Genomic DNA, 17,454 nt, shown 5'->3' with positions numbered 1-17,454 from the left:
CCGGGCACGCCGTCGCCGAGCAGAACCGGTGCGACGGTGACGTACAGCCGGTGCAGCGCCCGCTCCTGCAGGAAACGCGACACGGTGACACCGCCCCCCTCGATCAGCACCCGGCCCAGACCACGCCGCGCCAGCGCCGACAGCACGCGCCGCGGGGCGAACGCGTCCGCGTCCGGCAGGACCAGCACCTCTACGCCGGTGCCGCGGGGCACGGCGGTGACCTCGGGGCCCACCACCCACAGCGTCGGCGCGGCGCCGTCGGTGAACACCCCGCTGTGCAGCGGCACCCGCCCCCGCGGATCGAGCACCACCCGCACCGGATTGTCCCCGGTGCAGGCGCGTACGGTCAGCCGCGGATCGTCCGCCACCGCGGTGCCGGCCCCGACCACCACCGCATCGGCCAGCGCGCGCAGCCGGTGCAGATGACAGCGGTCCTCCGGTCCGGTGACATAGTCCGCGTCGCCGGTACGGGTCGCGATGAAGCCGTCCAGGCTCTGCCCGAGCTGGGCGAACGCGACGTGGGGCCCGGCCAGGCACAGCGGCAGATAGCGCGTGGCGAGTTCCACCGCTTCGGGCGTGGCGGGCCGGTCCCAGCGCGGCCCGCCGTCCCCGTCCGTCACCCATCCGGCGGCCCGCGCCGCATTTGCGGTACGGATCGCCCGCAGCCGCTCCCAGGCGGCCGCCGCGTCGAGCACCTCAGCCATGGCCTTCCGTTCCTGCGCCGAACAGCGCGGCATATTCGTCGAATGCCTCGACCAGGCCGGCCAGCAATTCCCGCCCCTTGCGGGCGGAGGCCAGCGACGGACGCCCGATCACCCCGGATTCGGTATACGCCGACATGCCGAGCGTGAGCAGGTGCTTCCGGTCATCGGCGACGCAATCCGCCGATTCGTAGCCTTCCTTGACCAATTCGGGATGGGCATACAGCAGAATGGACGTCTCGGCCTCCCCGGCATGCATATCGGTGTGCCCGGACGTCTGCACCCCGGCCCGGGTGCGAGCGGCGTCCCAGTCGGCCGATCCCGGGAAGAGCGCCATCCGCATGCCGCTCCCCGCGGATTCCTGAACGACATTGCGCAGCACGTAATTCCCACCGTGCCCGTTCACCAGAATCAACGTGCCGATACCGGACGTGCGGAGCGAATCAGCGATGTCCGTGACCACCGCATGCAGGGTGCGCGCCGAAATGCTCACCGTCCCCGGCCAGGCGGCGTGTTCGTGGGAACAGGACACGGTCAGCGGCGGCAGCAGCTGCACGGGACGGCCGGCGGCCACCTCCCTGGCGATGGTGCAGGCGATGACGGTATCGGTGGTCAACGGCAGGTGTTCGCCGTGCTGTTCGAAGCTGCCGATGGGCAGTACGGCCATCGTCGGCCGCCGTGTCCGTACGTCCTGTGTGGTGTCCGCCGGCAACAGGCCGGGCGCCGGAGTCGGGTGTCCCGAAGGGGTCATCGTGTGCTGCGGCCTTTCGTCGCTGACTCACCGAGTCATGGTTCTCGCAGCATACTTGTTGTGTTCTGAGTGACTACCGGCGATCCATTCCCGCCGCGGGTACGATCGCGCCATGATGCACGCCGACGACGATGCCCGCCCCGACCTCCGTGTCGCAATCGATGATGCCCTCGGCCGCAAACCCGATGTGGAACAGGTGGTGACGGCCAGGCTGCCCACCACATATGGTGAATTCCTCGCCGTCGGCTATCTGGACCGCCGTAGCGGGATCGAGCAAGTAGCTCTGGTCCACGGTGATGCCGGGGGAGATCCGGTGCTGACCCGGGTGCATTCGGAATGCCTCACCGGTGATGTCTTCTCCTCCAGCCACTGTGAATGCGGCGACCAATTGGACGCCGCGATGCGGGCGATCGTGGCGGAAGGGCGCGGCATTCTGGTCTATCTCCAGGGCCATGAGGGCCGGGGGATCGGCCTGCTGGCCAAGCTGCGGGCGATGAAGCTGCAGGAGGGCGGGCTGGACACGGTCGAGGCGAACATCGCGCTCGGACTTCCCGTCGATGCCCGTGACTACGGCGTCGCGGCCGAGATGCTGCTGGACCTCGGCGTCCGGTCCGTGCGGCTGCTGTCGAACAACCCGCGCAAGCGCGAGGCGCTGCTGCGGCACGGCATCGCCGTCGCCGAACAGGTCCCGCTGCTGATGACGCCCCGTGCGGAGAACATCCGCTACCTCCGCGCCAAACGGGAGCGCCTGGACCACGACCTGCCGCATCTGGACGGCATCCCCGGCCTGTCCTGACGAGGCGGGACCCGTCCGTCCCGTGCGCGCGGCCACCTGACGGCACGCCCCGCACCACGGGAACCCGCAGACCCGCACCACGGGAAAGAGCCCGCGACGCCGGACGTCGCGGGCCCTTCCCGATGAGGCCGGATCAGGAGACGGCGGGCGCCGCCTCGGCCGCGGTGGCCTGGGAGCGGGTCGGCACGACCCGCTCCGCGAGGTGGCCGAAGAACAGCCCGAAGGCGGTCCACAGCACCAGTTGAATGGCGATCGCCGACAGCCGGAACTGCCAGAGCAGCGTGGCCGAGAAGTCGTGCGGCACCTCGTTGACGGCCGGCAGGAACGCATAGGCGAGGCCGATGGCGACCACGAACGCGGCGCCGGCCGCGACCGCGGCGTACCAGTTGCCCAGCTTCGGAGCCAGCCGCCGGCCGAGGATCGTGGCGGCGACGGCCAGCAGGATGCCGAGCAGCATCATCAGGAAATACAGGGCGGTGCGTTTGCCGATCGTGTCGGGGTCACCGACGGACGGCGGGTTGGCCGGGTACTTCAGGAACGGTACGAGGTAGACGGCCAGCAGCGCCGCGCCGGAGAGCAGCGCTGCCGTGGCGCGGGCACCGAACCTGCCGATCCGCCCGAGGGCGAAGCAGAAGGCGAGGGCGGCGATACCGCCCAGCGCCACGCCGTAGACGAGCACGCCGGTGGCCAGGCCCGCCGTGGACTGCAGACCGCGGCTGACGACCTCCATCTCGTGCTCGTGGCTGTGTGCTTCCTCGAACGCGATGGCCGCGTCCACCTGCGGTTCACCCAGCAGATAGGCGACGACGAGGGCCAGGACACCGGCGGCCAGACCGGCGAGCATCCCGCGCACCAGGAGGTTTCTGATGGTGACGGAGTTCATGGAGGCGCCGTCCGATCAGTGGCAGGGGAAGCCGAGGAGGTGGCGCCCGTCGTGGACCCACTCGTGGACCTCCGTGCCGGAGAGCACGGAGGTGGCGCCCTGCTCCGCGCCGATGAAGTACAGCAGAACGAGCATCAGGACGCCGAAGAACAGCGCCCAGGGGGCGATGGCTTTGAGGGGGAGCGGGGCCGGGGTGACGGCGCCGGTGGCCGGGGGTGCGATGGTCTGGGCCATGGCGGAAACCTCCTGTGCGGGGAACTCGCGTCCCTGTTCGTGGGAGTGCGTAACGACATGCCGGGTCTGGCTTCGCCCGGTTCCGGCCCTGCTGGGCTGGAAAAACCGGACATACAGTGGCGCGACCGCGCCGGGATCCCACCGGCTTCCGTCATGTCGTCGTCAATATCATCGGGAAGGTACCGCGAACCCGACCCCGGGCCAAGGCCGCGTAGGGGGCGGAGTGGTGCGGGGAAAGGCGCGTGGGTCGGGCAACTCCCTTGCGCGGGGACGGCGTTGCGGGTGCCGGTGAACAGCGAGAGAAGAGGGCATGACAACTCGGGTGATGTTGGTCTCACCGGCCGCGGGCGACGCCCAGCGCGAGGTGCGCTTCGATGACGACGGGCCGCTGAGCGAGGCCGGGCTGCGCCGTGTCCGGGAGGTGGCCGGAGCGCTCCCGGCAGCCTCCCGGACCTTTGTCTCGCCCTCCGCCCGGTGCCGGAGCACGGCCGCGGAACTCGGGCTGCCGGCCCGTCCCGCGCCGGAGCTGGCGGGCTGTGCGATGGGCGGCTGGCGCGGCCGCACCCTGGCGGAGGTCGCCGGCGCCGAACCGCTCGCGGTGTCCGCCTGGCTGTCGGACCCGGACTTCGCGGGGCACGGCGGGGAGTCCCTGCGGCAGCTCTGCGACCGGGTCGGGGCCTGGCTGACGCGGATGGCACCGGAAGCGGGCCGGGTGCTGGCCGTGGTCGAGCCGGATGTGGTCCGCGCGGCGGCGGTCTGCGCGCTCGGCGTTCCTGCGGAGGCGTTCTGGCGGCTGGATGTGCCGCCGCTGACCGTGACCGAGCTGAGTGGCCGCGGCGGGCGCTGGAATCTGGGGCTGGGGCGGGCGCCGGGCCGCAGGTGACGGGGGTGCGGCCGCTTCCTGGCAAAATTCTCTTGCCGCTTCATCTACACATAAAAGCGACATAAGCGCAGAATAAAAGTGCGAGGCCCGATGCCACGCGGAACGGCCAGACCGCGAGCGAAGGAGGCGAGTCGCATGGCCGACGTCTCACACCACAGGGGAGATCTCGCAGGTCACCCCGATGCTTCTGAGATGCAGGCTCGGTACGAGCGGGTGCTCGGCGGGCGTGACGTGGTACTCGTCGACGGGCCGGTGTTGCTCGTCGGTCTGTACTGCGCCGTCTCGCCCTGGATCCTCCACTTCACCGCCGCACAGCCGGCGCTCGTGACGCACAACCTCATCCTCGGTATCGCGATCGCCCTCCTGGCGGTCGGCTTCACGGTGACCCCGGAGCGGATGTACGGCCTGAGCGGCGCGATGTGCGCGATCGGCATATGGATGATCATCTCGCCCTGGATCGTCGGCAGCAGCCCGGACGCCGGTGTCATCTGGAACAACGTCGTCATCGGTGCCCTGACGTTCCTGCTGGGTGCCATGTGTGTCGCCGCAGCGTCGAAGAGCCGTCGCGGCACCTGACGCGCCCTCCCGAAGGCAGGTGGCAGCCGCCGACCGCCGGCCCCTCACGGGGGCGGGCCGGTCGGCGGCCGGCCGCTGTCCACCCCGCCGGGAAGGGATCTCTGCACACATGCGATAACCGGGCAAATTCGGTTAAATCGGTTGCATGGGTCCGCCGAATGTGGCCCGCCGCCCCGGAGAGGGAGCGTTCCGTGACCGCTGCACCCGTGGATGACCACCAGGACTTCACCGACGCCGACCGCGGCTTCATCGCCGCGCTCGACCCGCCCCAGGTCACCGCGGACGACGGCAGGGTGATCTGGGACGCCGAGGCCTACGGGTTCCTGGCCGGGAACTGCCCCGAGACCGCGCACGAGAGCCTGTGGCGGCAGGGGCGGCTGGTGAGCCGGCAGGGCCTCTACGAGGTCACCGAGGGCATCTACCAGGCCCGCGGCCTGGACCTGTCCAACATGACGCTGGTCGAGGGCGACCACGGTGTCGTCGTCATCGATCCGCTGGTCTCCGCCGAGACCGCCGCCGCGGCACTGGAGCTCTACCGCAAGTACCGCGGCGACCGGCCGGTCACCGGCCTGCTCTACACCCACTCACACGCGGCGCACTTCGGCGGCGGACGGGGCGTCCTGCCGCACGACCACCACCCCGTCCCGGTCCTCGCACCGGCCGGCTTCCTCCGGCACGCGGTCCGCGAGGACGCCTACGCGGGGACCGCCATGGCCCGCCGCTCCGTCTACATGTACGGAACACGGCTCCCCAAGGGCCCCGACGGCCAGATCGGCTGCGGCCTGGGCACCACCCGCTCCACCGGCACCATGACGCTCATCCCGCCGACCGTGGACATCACCCGCACCGGCCAGGAGGAGATCGTCGACGGCGTACGCATCGTCTTCCAGCTCACCCCGGGCACCGAGGCACCCGCCGAGATGAACTTCTGCCTTCCGGCGCACGAGGCACTGTGCCTGGCGGAGAACGCCACCCACACCCTGCACACCGTCCTGCCGCTGCGCGGTGGCGCCGTCCGTGACGCCCGGTCCTGGTCCCGCTGCCTGGGCGAGGCACTGGCCCTCTTCGGCGACGAGACGGAGGTCGCCTTCGCCTCCCACCACTGGCCCACCTGGGGCAAGGACCGCGTCAAGACCCTGCTGGCCCACCAGCGTGACCTGTACGCCTATCTGCACGACCAGACGGTGCGGCTGCTCAACGAAGGGCTCACCGGCACCGAGATCGCCGAGGAGCTGCGGCTGCCGCCGGCCCTGGAGGAGGACTGGTCCCTGCACGGCTACTACGGCGCGCTCCATCACAACGTCAAGGCGATCTACCAGCGCTACCTGGGCTGGTTCGACGGCAACCCGGCCCACCTGTGGGAACACCCGCCGGCCGAGCAGTCCAGGCGCTATGTCGAGACCATGGGCGGCGTCGAGGCCACGGTGGACGCGGGCAAACGCTACGCCGCCGACGGCGATCTGCGGTTCGCGGCCACGCTGCTCAACCACGCGGTCTTCGCGGCCCCCCACAACCTCCGCGCCCGGCGCGAACTGGCCCTGGTGTACGAACGGCTGGGCCACGGCTGCGAGAACGGCACCTGGCGGAACTTCTACCTCACCGGCGCCATGGAACTGCGCGGCACCCTGGCCGACGCCCGCCCGGACACCGCCGACCCCGAGATCGCCCTGGCCCTGACCGTCGACCAGCTCCTCGACACGCTCGCCGTCCGCATCGACGGCCCCCGGGCCTGGTCCACCGCGCTCACCCTCGACCTCTACCTCCCCGAAGAGGACCGGACCTGGCAGCTGACGCTCTCCCACGGAGCCCTCACCCACCTCAGCTCACCCGGCGCCCCCACACCGTCCGGCGGACGCACCCCGGACCTCACGCTCACCCTCACCAAGCCCCAGCTGCTCGACCTGCTCGCCGGTCACGGCCTGGGCGACGCCGTACACCACGGCGAGACCGGGGTGCTGGACCGGCTGCTGAGCCTGGTCCGTACGCCGGACCCCACCTTCCCCGTCGTCACGCCCTGACGAGGACCGCCCGCCCGGCGGCCGTCAACCTCGTGCCCCGGCCCGCCGCACCGGACTCCGGCCGGCGCCGCGACTGGGGCAGACTGGCCCGGTGGCGAGCGACATTCCCGACGAGCCGACCAGCTTCATCGGCCGGCGAGCCGAACTGCGCCGGATCGAAGACGAGTTGACGGAGCACCGGCTGATCACCCTGACCGGCCCCGGCGGTGTGGGCAAGACCCGGATCGCGATGCGGGCCGCGCGCGCGGCGGCGGCGCGGTTTCCCGACGGTGTCTGCTGGGCGGACCTGTGGCCCCTGCACGGCGCGGGGCGGCTGGTGGCCGGTGTCTGCGATGCCGTCGGGCTGGCCGACCACACGGCGCGGACGCCGGTGGCGGTGCTGTGCGAAGGGCTCGCCGGCAAACGGCTGCTGCTGGTGCTGGACTCCTGCGAACACCTCGTCGACGCCTGCCGCGACCTGCTCGCGGACCTGCTGACCGCCGCCCCCGGGGTGAGGGTGCTGGTCACCAGCCGGCAGCCGCTGGGCCTCGTCGGAGAATGGACCACCGAGATCGGCCCGCTGCCCTGCACGGGCGACAACGACGCACTGGCCCTGTTCACCGCACGCGCCACGGCCGCGGCCCCCGGGCTGCGGCTGACCGCACCGTCGCACGCGACGGCCGCCGCCGTCATCTGCCGCCGCCTCGAAGGCATCCCGCTCGCCCTGGAGCTGGCCGGCGCCCAGCTGGCGAACAGCTCCGTCGAGCAGATCGCCGAGCGGCTGACCTCCCGCTTCGACACCCTCGACGGCGACGGACCGGTGCGGCTGCCCCGGCACCGGACGCTGCGCTGCGCCATCGGCTGGAGCCATGAACTGTGCGCACCGCTGGAACGGCTGCTGTGGGCCCGGCTGTCCGTCTTCCGCGGCACCTTCGACGAGGAGTCCGCGAGCGCCGTGTGCGCCGGCGGACCGCTCACCGCCGCACAGGTGCGCACCACGCTGGAGGCACTGGCCGCCAAGTCGGTGCTGATCCGCGAGGGCACGCGCTACCGCATGCTCGACACGCTGCGCGAGTACGGCCGGATGTGGCTGGCCGAACTGGACGAGACGACGGCGCTGGCGGACCGGCACGCCGCGCACTTCGCCTCCTTCGGCCGCCGCGCCGAACGCGGCTGGCTGGGCCCCGAACAGGTCGGCTGGTACGGCAGGGTCGCCGAGGCCCACGTCGACCTGTGCACCGCACTGGACCACCTCCTGGCCACCGACCCGGAACGGGCCCAGGACCTCAGCGCGTCGATCGGCCTGTTCTGGAGCTGCTGCGGCCATCTCCACGAGGCCCGGGACTATGTGGCCCGCGCCCTGGCCGCCCACCAGCGGCCGGGCCCGGCACGCACCCGGGCGCTGTGGGCGCTCGGCGTGGCCGTACTGCTGCAGGGCGATCTGACGCTCGCCGGCGACCTGGGCCTTGAGTGCACACACGCGGCGCGGGCGGGAGACGACGCGGAGGCGCAGCTGCAGGCGGGCTATCTCGCAGGCCTCACCCATCTGATGGCGGGCCGCCCGAGGTCCGCGCACACCGTCGCGGAACAGGCGCTCGGCCCCGCGCGCGGCACCCCCTTCGACTCTCCCGGAAGGCTGCGCTGCCACCTCGTACAGCTCTTCGCGCTGACCGGCCTGGGCCGGCTCACCGAGGCCCGCGCCGCGGCGGACGCACTGCGCAGCGGCTGTGTGCAGCGCGGCGAATACTGGACCCGCTCCTATATCGACTACCAGCTCTCGCTGATCTCGCTGTTCCAGGGCCGGCCCAAGGAGTCGGCGGACCACGCCCGGTCGATGCTCGCGGCCAAGGCGGGCATCGGCGACACCTTCGGTATCGCGCTCGGCCTGGACCTGCTCGCGGCCGCGGTGGCGGCCCAGGGCCACGGCGCGGCCGCCGCCCGCCTCTACGGCAGCGGTCAGGCCCTCTGGCGTACCGTCGGGCATCCGCAGCGCGGCACCCCCGAGCTGCGCGCGGTACGCGAGGAGTGCGAGCGGCGGGCCCGCGCCGCGATCGGCGACCGGGCGTACGCGGACCTCTTCCACCGGGCCAGCGAGGAGCGGCCCCAGGCCGCGCTCGCCCGGATCCTGGCGGGCGAACTGTGACCGGCCGCGGTCCGCGCCGCCGGTTTCAGACGGAGGAGTCGCCGGCCAGTGCGTACAGCAGCTCGTAGGCGGTGCCGACCATCCGGCAGGTGCGGCCGCGGCGGGTGGCCAGGGCGACCAGCCCGGTCTGTGTCGCCGGGTGATAGCCCAGGAACGCCTGCTGGCCGAAGGTCGCCCCGACGTGGAAGAGCAACGGGCCCTGCGGAGCGAAGTGTTGATACCACGTCAAGGTGTGGGTGTGGCGCTTGCGCCGGCCGCGGCGCAGCAGCGGCAGCTGGACGTCCCGCAGCGGTCCGGCCAGCGGCGTGCCGTCGGGGGAGAGGTGCGCTTCGAGGTAGGTGAGCAGGTCGCCGGGGGTGGCGTGGACCGACCCCGCGGCGACGAAGGCGCCCATGTCGGCGCTGCCCACCGGCGTCACCCCGTTCGTACGGTGGCCGATGGCGTCGGTGCCGGTGGTGCCGGGGCCCAGCGTGGTGTCCGTCAGCCCGAGGGGGCGCAGCACCCGGTCGGTGAGCAGGGCGGGGTAACCGGCCCCCGCGGCACCGGACATGGCCGGTCCGAGCAGCGCCAGACCGAAGTTGGAGTAGCGCCAGCGGGTGCCGGGACGGTGCCGCGGCCGGGTGCGGGCGAAGGTGCGAAGCAGCCGCTCGGTGTCGTAACGGGCGTAGCCGTTGGCGTACGGGTGCACCAGCGCACCGGCGATCAGGTCCGGGGGGATCCGTGGCAGCCCGGAGGTGTGGGTGGCCAGGTGCCGCAGGGTGATCCGGCGCGAGTGCGGGTGCGGCAGCGGCAGCCGCGGCAGCCGGTCCACCAGACGGTCGTCCAGGGACAGCACCCCGGCCCGGGCCAGTTCGGCGAGCAGCAGCACGGTGAAGGTCTTGGACAGCGAGCCCAGTTCGTAGCGCAGCGCATGGCGGGGGGTGGGCGGGGGCAGCGCCGAGCCGCCGGTCATCACGGTCCGGCGGCCGTTGCGGGTCACCGCCAGCACGACGTCCGGCGCGTCGATCCCGGTGACCGCGTCCGCGAGGCGGTCACCGAGCGCGGGTCCGGGGCCTGTGGCGGTCATCCGACGGCGGACAGGGCCCGGGAGGTGGCCATCGCGGAGGCGAACGTGGCCACCAGGGTGGGGTGATGGACCAGGTCGAAGACCCGCGCCGGGTCACCCTCCGGCATCCCGCGCTGGATGGGCATCGCACCGGTGGGCGACTGGGCCGCCGCGTAGCGCTCCCACAGGTCCGCGTCCAGGGTGGGCCGTGGCAGGCAGGCGTCGACGACGAGGAGTTCGCCGAGCAGATCCCAGTGTTCGAGGTCCGCCCAGTCCTCCGACCAGGCGGGCAGATACCGCGCGAGGTAGTCGGCGATGGCCGGCGGGATGCGCTCGGGTGCCTCGCCCCAGTTGGTGAGGTGGAAGACGGTGTGGGTGAGGTCGTAGGCGATGTGCAGCTGGACCGTCCACGGCTCGGGCAGCCGCCCCAGCCAGGTGCGGTCCACGGCCTCGCCGAAGTTGCTGCTGGGCGGCAGGCCGAGCTTGCGCTCCGCGTTGAGCACGCCGAGCCGCCGGTTGGGCATCATCTCCAGCGCCGTCCAGCTGGTGGTGCGCCGGCAGACCGCCAGCGCGGCCTCCAGCCCCGGATGGCGGTGTCCGAGTTCGTGGAACGTCGCATAGACCTCCAGCGGCACCGGGGAGAGCGGCTCGTCGTGCTGCAGCCGGGCCGGCACATTGCCGCCGTCCAGCAGCTCCCGCCACGCGAAGTCCAGCAGCTTCCCGGCGCGTTCCTTCTGCCGGGAGCCGGCCACGCCCTCCCGGAACAGCACCTGCATATTGAGCGCCAGCTCCCCGATGGGCTTGAGCCGTCCGACGACCGCGCCGTTGGTGGCGAAGTCGTCGGGGGTCAGCCGGAAGTGCTCCCGGTGATCGTCGAGCCAGGTCAGGGCCCGGTCGCCGACACCGTGCAGCAGGGCGGGGGATGCGGCCGTCACGGTCACGGGGCAGTCTCGCTTTCGCAGGAGGTCCGCCCGTCCGCCATCGCCGTATCCCCGGCCGGCGGCCCGGCCTCGGCCTCGTCGGAGGCGATACGGGCGAGGGTGGCGGCGAACGCGGTCACCAGGGTGGAGTGGTAGCAGGCCGTGAACGCCGCGGCCCGGTCGCCGGCGGGCGGCGCGGCGCCGATCTCGGGCACGCTGCCGTCGGCGGCCCGGGCGCCGGCCAGCCGCTGCCAGGCCTCGGCGGGGTACGGGGCCTGCGGCAGGCAGGCCGCCACGGCCAGCAACTCGCCGGCCAGGTCCCACAGCTGCTCCTCCAGCCAGTTCTCCAGCCAGGAGGGCAGCCACAGCCGCAGATAGCCGGCGAGCTCGGGGGAGAGCCGCCGCCGGTTGCGCCCCCAGTCGGTGAGGTGGAAGACGTCATGGGTCACGCCGTACGCCGCCTTGCGGTCCAGCGCCCACGGCTCCGGCAACCCGCCGAGGCCGGTCAGGGCCAGCACGGCCCCGAAGTCGGCGTGCTGGCGCAGCCCGATCCGCCGCTCCGCGTTGAGTACACCGAGGGTCCGGGTGTGATCCTCGCGGGCCACCCGCCAGCCACGCAGCCGTGTCGTGAGGTCCACCAGCTTGTCTGCCTCGGCGTGCCGCAGCCCGGCCTGGGCGAACACGCCGTACAGCTCGACCGGATAGGTGGCGAACGGCTCACCACGGATCAGCTCGGCGAACAGCTCGCCGTCGCGGGTCTCGTTCCAGGCGAACGCGAACAGTCCGCGGGCTGCCTGCCGGATCTCCTCACACGGGTGCAACACCCCGATCATCTGGGTCAGTTCGGCCAGCTCACCCAGCGGTTTGAGGGTCAGATTGGGGTCGGCGTCCGTGGTGACGTCCGGGGGCAGGCGGAAGTGGTCGCGTGCCGCGTCCAGCCACCCCAGGCTGCCGTGGACCATCCGGTCCAGCAGCCCGGGGTCGCCCCGGCGGCCGGTCACCAACCCCGCCCGTAGAAACGCTGGGCGGCCACGATGTGCAGCGTCACCCGGGGGTCGGCGCCGCCCATGTGGCGGACGAACGCCAGCCCGCTGTCGAGCCCCAGGGTCTGCGGTACGTCGGGCAGCCGGGACAGCCAGCGGCCCAGACCGGCCGCCTGCAGCCAGTCCCGGCGGCGGACCGCCCGGACGAAACCACGGGCCAGATCGTCGGTGCGTGCCGCCAACTGCTCGGCGAGACCGGGCGCCAGCCCGGGCAGTGCGAGCGCGGCGAGCTGGGACACGCGATGCGCAAGTTTCGGCCAAGGGTCGGCTTCGACCCATCCGGCCGCGGCCTCGGGCGGCGGCGGCCAGTGCTGTGCGCCTGCGGACAGGAACGCGTGCGAGGCCTCGACCAGGCCCCGGTAGGTCCACACCGACACCTCCGAGGCATCCGTTCCCGGTGGGTAGGCCGAGAGCGCCTGCCGCACGACCTCGGCATCGTCCCCGCCGACGGGCGCCGTGGGATGCGCGGGATGGTCCATTGCGTACGGCGCGAGCGCATCGGCGCCGAGCACCCTCAGGGCGGCCGGAGCCAGCGCATCGCTCTGCCGCAGAACGGCCGACAGCGCATAAGGGCCGCCCTCGCCCCGCAGGGCGAGGGCGACCCCGGTTGCGGCCTCGGCGATCACAGCGCTCAGCGGGGCTGCTCCCGGCGTCTGTTCAGCCAACGCTTTCCCCTCAGCCTCAGCGCACGTCGGTCTTGGGCCGGGGGGTGGGCGGCGAGATCAGGAGCAGCGCGGCCAGCAGCAGCGCACCTCCGCACTCGCGGGTATCGCGGAAGACACCGTCGGCCTCGGCGGGTTCGAGCAGTCCCTCGACCTCGGCGGCCAGGGCGGCCGTCTCGACCGGCGCTGGGCGATCCGTAACCATGCGATCAACTCCTTCGACGAATGGGATCCCAGATTCACATCGGCATATTTGCGTCGCAAGGGGAAAGATCCGGCAAACTGCCGCCTTTCGAGTGGCGGCGAACGCCTCCCCACCGGGCGCCTGCGCCTTCAACTGCCGTGTCATGCCGGGCGGGTGGCGCTCCCTCCGGCGCGGCAGTCAGGTGTACGGGGACAGGGCTCCAAGGGCGAGGGGGCCGCACCGATGGGGGAGCGGACTGCTCTGTTCGGAGGCACGGCGCGGAGCGGACGCACGGCGCGGCGTTGCCGGGTGCCGTCGGGTACGCGCTGTGGTGAGGAGGCGCGCTCGTGCGGCCTTCCCGGCGTTGAGCGGGTGCGCGGCTGCGGCCCGTCACTTCACCACGAGGACGATCTTCCCGGTCGTCCGGCCGAGCCTGCCCAGGGCATGCGCCTCGGCGGCCTGCGCGAGAGGGAACGTCGCATCGATATGGGGGCGCAGCCTGCCTGCTGCCGCGAGGTCGGCGATCGCCTGCATGCCCGCATGGTCGGCCTCGACGAGCATCGCCGCCAGTCGGACGCCCCGCTCCGCGGCGCTCCTGGTCTCGTCCCGCGTCGCGCCGTGCAGGATCGTCACAAGGGTGCCGCCCTTGCGCAGGACGTCCAGGGAGCGCATGCGGGTTTCGCCGGCGAGGCTGTCCAGGACCACATCGACCGTGCCGACGCGTTCCCTGAAGTCGGTGGTGCGGTAGTCGATGAGCTCGTCGGCGCCCAGTTCCCGCAGGAGGGCGTGCTTGGCGGCCCTGGCCGTGCCGATGACATAGGCGCCGCGTGCCTTCGCGATCTGTACGGCGAGGTGGCCGACCCCGCCGGCGGCAGCGTGGATCAAGACGCGTTGCCCGGGCTGGACATCGGCGGTGTCGACCAGGGCCTGGTGAGCGGTGAGTGCGGCGAGGGGGAGGGCGCCGGCCTGGACGTGGTCGAGGGAGACCGGTTTGTGGACGAAGGCCCGCGCCGGCCCGGTGACGTACTGGGCGTGCGAGCCGACGCCATGCGGGTAGGGCAGCATCCCGAAGACCTCGTCGCCGGGCTGGAAGAGGGTGACGCCGAAGCCGACGGCCTCGACGACTCCGGACACGTCCCAGCCGAGGACGAACGGAGGTTCGCCGAGGAACGGCCCGCCCGCGCGGTGCTTCCAGTCCGTCGGGTTGAGGCCGGCCGCGTGGACGGCGACGAGGACTTCGCTCAGGCCGGGTTCGGGGCGTGCGAGCTCGACGTCTTTGAGGACCTCGGGGCCGCCGAGGGTGTCCTGGCTGATGGCGCGCATCATGGCAGGTGCGGCGGGGTGTGCCGTCGAATTGGTCATATGCCAAGGGTGGCGACGCCCGAGATCCAGGACAATGGCAGGAAAGTCATGCTCCGATGGGATCCCGCCACGCCTCATGGTTCAGGGCGTCCGGAACGCCCGCCGGTAGGCCAGCGGAGATACGCCGATCGCGGCATGGAGATGCTGGCGGAGGGAGACGGCGCCGCCGAAGCCGACCTCGTGGGCGATGCGTTCGACGGACAGGTCGGTGCTCTCCAGCAGGCCCCTGGCCCGGTGGACACGCTGCTGGATGATCCAACGGCCCGGGCTCACCCCGGCCTCTTCGGTGAAACGGCGCGCGAAGGTGCGCGGACTCATCCCGGCGTGTGCCGCGAGGGCGGCGAGGGGGAGCGGCTGGTCGAGGCGCTTTTGGACCCACTCCCGGGTGGCGGCGGTACCGTTCGCATCCGCTTCGGGCACCGGGTGCTCGATGTACTGGGCCTGGCCGCCGTCGCGCCACGGCGGTATGACACAGCGGCGCGCAATTCCGTTGGCGACCTCACTGCCGTGATCCTTGCGGACGACGTGGAGACAGAGGTCCACGCCCGCGACGGCCCCGGCCGAGGTGAAGATGTCGCCGTCGTCGATGAACAGCACGCCGGGGTCGACGGTGGCGCGGGGGAACATCCGGCGGAAGACGTCCGCGACGGCCCAATGGGTGGTGACGGTACGTCCGTCGAGCAGGCCGGCCGCCCCGAGCAGGAACGCGCCCGTACAGATGGAGATGATCCGGGTGCCGGGACGGATGCGGGCGAGGGTGGCCGCCATGAAGGGGGTGAGCCGGTCGGAGAACAGCCGCTGGTCGTAGGGCGGGATGACGACGGTGTCGGCGCCCTCCAGTGCCTCGGGGCCGTGGTCGGGCGCGACCGCGAAGTCTGAACCGGTGCGTACCGGACGACCACTGGCGGTGCAGGTGGTCACCTCGTAGAGGTCCGGTTGCTCACCGAAGACCCGGTTCGGGATGCCCAGTTCGAAGGGGGAGACCCCGTCGAGCGCGAGCACCACCACGCGGTGGACCGACGGCGGCACATGCATGGCCCGATCCTAACGGAACGGGGCATTCGCGCCTCGCGTGTACGTCGGCCTTCCCTGCGGCGCGGATGCAGCACAGCCACCGGGGCCGCCGGGGCGACGGTGTCGGCACCCCTTAGAGTGCGGGGGTGCCGACATACAGCATTGGTCAGGCAGCCGGGCTGCTGGGTGTGAGTGCGGAGACCGTCCGCCGCTGGGCCGATGGCGGGCAGCTGCGGATGGACCGGGACGGCGCGGGAAGCCGCGTGATCGACGGGGTGAGCCTGGCGGCATTCGCCAAAGAGCGTGCCGCGGGGCTGCATCCGGTGCCCGGCGAGGTGCTGACCTCGGTGCGGAACTCGTTCGCCGGGATCGTCACCAAGGTGACCCTCGACGAGGTGATCGCCCAGGTCGAGATCCAGTCCGGCCCGCACCGGCTGGTGTCGGTGGTCAGCCGGGAGGCCGTCGAGGAACTGGGGATCGAGGTCGGGGTGCGGGCCACCGCCCGGGTGAAGTCCACCAATGTGCACATCGACCGGGCGGGCGAGCGCAGTTGAGCGGCCCTTGTGCCGACCGCCGGCCCTCCGGCAACCGCCGCCCTTCCGCCGGCCGCCGGTATCCCCCGGCAGCCGCTCACCGCCTGCCTCCCCGCCCGCCTCACCGTCCGCCCGGCAAGCCCCTCAGCGGCAGAGCAGCGCCGCCTGCAGATCCAGCTTGTGGTCGAGCCGGGACAGGTCGCGGCCGGTCAGCGTCTCGATGCGCTGGATGCGGTAGTGCACCGTGTTCACATGCAGATGCAGCGTCGCGGCGGTGCGCGCCCATGACCCGTGGTGCGCGAGGAAGCTCTCCAGCGTCTCCAGGAGCATCCGGTGCGAGGTGCTTCCGGCGTGCGCCAGCGGGCCCAGCACCCGGCTGCTGAAGGCCCTGCGGACATCGGCGGGGACCCCGGCGAGCAGAGCGCCCAGGGTGCTGAGGTCTTCGACGGAGGTCACCCGGGCACCGCCCGGAGCACCGGCGCGCGCCGCCGCCAGTGCGTAACGTGCCTGGCCCAGCGCCGCGGTGAGGCCGTCGGCGGCCGGTACCGGACCGCTGAGCCCGGCGTGCAGCGGCGTCTGTGGCCGGCAGGCGTGCACCAGCGGCCACACTTCGCCGAGCGGGAGGCCGCCCTCCGCATCGGGGTCGGCGCGCACCACGGCGACCGCCTCGCCGCCCGGGAGCCGGCCCGCCGCGAACGGCTCACCGGGGGAGTGCCGCAACGCCTCGGCCAGCGCGCGCACCGTCTGCTCGCCCTCCTCGCCGCCCGATGCGGCCACCACCCGGTACGGACCGGTGGCCGGCAGTCCGCAGGCGTGCAGCGCCGCCTCCAGTGCCGCACCGTCGGCCGGTCCGTCGGCCGGCACATCGGACCCACCGGCCGCGGCGAGCGCGAGCAGTGCGTCCGCCGCCCGCCGTCCGGCCGCCTGCCGCAGCTCGACCCGGTGCCGGTACTGCGCCATGACCTCGGCGATCTCGTGCAGCACCCGGGGCGGGGCGCCGGCCGGGTCCCGCAAGGACAGCTGCCAGTCGTCGTACGGACCGGCCTCCCCCTCGATCCGCAGGCCGGTGCCGGCCGCCGCTGCCGGCTCCCGGGCCGCCTGCCCGGCCGGCAGGTGCGCGGCGGCCGGCGTCCGGGCGATCACCCGTCCGGTCGCCGTCACCAGAGAGCAGGCCGGCCCGCCCAGATGGGCGAAGGCCCGGTCCAGCAGCGTGTCCGGCGCCGCGTCCTCGGCGAGCAGAGCGGCCAGCTCGGTCCGGACGTTCTCCGGCAGCGCGTGATGCTCGGTGGGGCGCCGGCTCAGATCGCCCCACTGGCGCAGGTACACCGCCTCCGTGATGGCACGGAACGTGGTGTGCGCGGGCACCGCCATCAGGACGATGCCCCGCTCGCGACAGGAGTCGACCAGGACGTCCGGGACGGTGCCGTGGGTCTCCTCGCCGGCCAGCAGCGCGGTCGCCCCGGCGGAGTGCAGGGCCGTGACGAAGCGGTCCACCGTCGCCCGTCCGGCGTCCGGCGTCCACCACACCAGTCCGCTCAGCACCAGCTCGCCCGGCTGCAGAAAGCGCTCCGGGTCCGCCAGATCGGTGGCGGTGACACCGCTGACTTCCCGGGTGAGCAGGGGGCCCTCGCCCCACAGCAGGGTCAGATCGAGCGCGTCGAGCTGGAGGAGATCTTGGACGTGCATGGGCGGACTCCTTGGGCGGCTGCCGGGAGTGCACCCCGGCA

Annotated in this window: 17 protein-coding genes and 1 pseudogene; 6 read left to right on the top strand and 12 right to left on the bottom strand. The window is 72.6% G+C overall.

Annotated features, from left to right (window positions below; all coding sequences use genetic code 11):
- Positions 1–65: 65 nt before the first annotated feature.
- Both D9V36_RS05305 and D9V36_RS05300 read right to left on the bottom strand, forming a co-directional pair.
- A pseudogene (locus D9V36_RS05305) lies at positions 66–704 on the bottom strand (RibD family protein); the annotation flags it as partial.
- The gene (locus D9V36_RS05300) at positions 697–1,452 is read right to left on the bottom strand and encodes a creatininase family protein (protein ID WP_129292741.1); all 756 of its coding nucleotides are present in this window, start codon (positions 1,450–1,452) and stop codon (positions 697–699) included. The gene D9V36_RS05300 and the pseudogene D9V36_RS05305, both read right to left, overlap by 8 nt.
- Before the next feature lie 112 nt (positions 1,453–1,564).
- On the opposite strand from D9V36_RS05300, the gene ribA reads away from it, so the two are divergent.
- Complete coding sequence (ribA, locus tag D9V36_RS05295; RefSeq protein ID WP_431357644.1) at positions 1,565–2,248, top strand: GTP cyclohydrolase II; 684 nt, start codon at positions 1,565–1,567, stop codon at positions 2,246–2,248.
- A gap of 133 nt (positions 2,249–2,381) precedes the next feature.
- Here the strand turns inward: ribA and D9V36_RS05290 are convergent, their stop codons facing one another.
- Positions 2,382–3,131 carry a CbtA family protein gene (locus D9V36_RS05290; protein WP_129292740.1) on the bottom strand — a complete coding sequence of 250 codons (750 nt, stop codon included), beginning with the start codon at positions 3,129–3,131 and terminating at the stop codon, positions 2,382–2,384.
- A gap of 15 nt (positions 3,132–3,146) precedes the next feature.
- Positions 3,147–3,365 (bottom strand): CbtB domain-containing protein, encoded by a 219-nt coding sequence (locus tag D9V36_RS05285; RefSeq protein ID WP_129292739.1) that lies wholly within the window; start codon positions 3,363–3,365, stop codon positions 3,147–3,149.
- Between the two features lie 310 nt (positions 3,366–3,675).
- On the opposite strand from D9V36_RS05285, the gene D9V36_RS05280 reads away from it, so the two are divergent.
- The 4 genes from D9V36_RS05280 to D9V36_RS05265 all read left to right on the top strand — a co-directional run bounded on the left by D9V36_RS05280 (position 3,676) and on the right by D9V36_RS05265 (position 8,964).
- On the top strand, positions 3,676–4,248 hold the full coding sequence (locus tag D9V36_RS05280) for a histidine phosphatase family protein (RefSeq protein WP_129292738.1): 573 nt from the start codon (positions 3,676–3,678) through the stop codon (positions 4,246–4,248).
- A gap of 135 nt (positions 4,249–4,383) precedes the next feature.
- Entirely contained in the window at positions 4,384–4,824 is a 441-nt protein-coding gene (locus D9V36_RS05275; protein ID WP_129292737.1) for an SPW repeat protein, read from the top strand.
- Between the two features lie 191 nt (positions 4,825–5,015).
- Complete coding sequence (locus D9V36_RS05270) at positions 5,016–6,842, top strand: alkyl/aryl-sulfatase (RefSeq protein WP_129292736.1); 1,827 nt, start codon at positions 5,016–5,018, stop codon at positions 6,840–6,842.
- Positions 6,843–6,933: 91 nt separating this feature from the next.
- A complete protein-coding gene (locus tag D9V36_RS05265; RefSeq protein WP_129292735.1) occupies positions 6,934–8,964 on the top strand; it encodes an ATP-binding protein in 2,031 nt (676 codons plus the stop codon).
- 25 nt (positions 8,965–8,989) lie between these two features.
- Here D9V36_RS05265 and D9V36_RS05260 read toward each other — a convergent pair whose 3' ends face one another.
- The 7 genes from D9V36_RS05260 to D9V36_RS05230 form a co-directional block, all read right to left on the bottom strand.
- The gene (locus D9V36_RS05260) at positions 8,990–10,030 is read right to left on the bottom strand and encodes a serine hydrolase domain-containing protein (protein ID WP_129292734.1); all 1,041 of its coding nucleotides are present in this window, start codon (positions 10,028–10,030) and stop codon (positions 8,990–8,992) included.
- Positions 10,027–10,950, bottom strand: a complete 924-nt coding sequence (locus D9V36_RS05255; protein ID WP_129292733.1) for a DUF6895 family protein — start codon at positions 10,948–10,950, stop codon at positions 10,027–10,029. Before D9V36_RS05255 ends, D9V36_RS05260 begins: the two co-directional genes overlap by 4 nt.
- Positions 10,947–11,930 (bottom strand): DUF6895 family protein, encoded by a 984-nt coding sequence (locus D9V36_RS05250; RefSeq protein WP_129292732.1) that lies wholly within the window; start codon positions 11,928–11,930, stop codon positions 10,947–10,949. Before D9V36_RS05250 ends, D9V36_RS05255 begins: the two co-directional genes overlap by 4 nt.
- Positions 11,927–12,637: a hypothetical protein gene (locus D9V36_RS05245; RefSeq protein WP_241720712.1), complete on the bottom strand. Its 711-nt coding sequence runs from the start codon at positions 12,635–12,637 to the stop codon at positions 11,927–11,929. The genes D9V36_RS05250 and D9V36_RS05245 overlap by 4 nt, the downstream gene beginning before the upstream one ends.
- A gap of 16 nt (positions 12,638–12,653) precedes the next feature.
- Complete coding sequence (locus tag D9V36_RS05240) at positions 12,654–12,839, bottom strand: hypothetical protein (RefSeq protein WP_129292731.1); 186 nt, start codon at positions 12,837–12,839, stop codon at positions 12,654–12,656.
- Between the two features lie 369 nt (positions 12,840–13,208).
- Complete coding sequence (locus D9V36_RS05235; protein WP_129298197.1) at positions 13,209–14,141, bottom strand: NADP-dependent oxidoreductase; 933 nt, start codon at positions 14,139–14,141, stop codon at positions 13,209–13,211.
- 120 nt (positions 14,142–14,261) lie between these two features.
- Complete coding sequence (locus tag D9V36_RS05230; RefSeq protein WP_129292730.1) at positions 14,262–15,215, bottom strand: GlxA family transcriptional regulator; 954 nt, start codon at positions 15,213–15,215, stop codon at positions 14,262–14,264.
- A gap of 125 nt (positions 15,216–15,340) precedes the next feature.
- Between D9V36_RS05230 and D9V36_RS05225 the strand changes: the two genes are divergently transcribed.
- Positions 15,341–15,748 carry a TOBE domain-containing protein gene (locus D9V36_RS05225; protein WP_129292729.1) on the top strand — a complete coding sequence of 136 codons (408 nt, stop codon included), beginning with the start codon at positions 15,341–15,343 and terminating at the stop codon, positions 15,746–15,748.
- A gap of 123 nt (positions 15,749–15,871) precedes the next feature.
- Here the strand turns inward: D9V36_RS05225 and D9V36_RS05220 are convergent, their stop codons facing one another.
- Positions 15,872–17,413, bottom strand: coding sequence for a PucR family transcriptional regulator (locus D9V36_RS05220; protein ID WP_129292728.1), 1,542 nt, complete (start codon positions 17,411–17,413; stop codon positions 15,872–15,874).
- Positions 17,414–17,454 lie beyond the last annotated feature (41 nt).

Source organism: Streptomyces lydicus, from assembly GCF_004125265.1.
In the GTDB taxonomy this organism is placed as follows: Bacteria; Actinomycetota; Actinomycetes; order Streptomycetales; family Streptomycetaceae; genus Streptomyces; species Streptomyces lydicus_C.
This window is presented reverse-complemented; position numbering and strand designations above follow the sequence as displayed.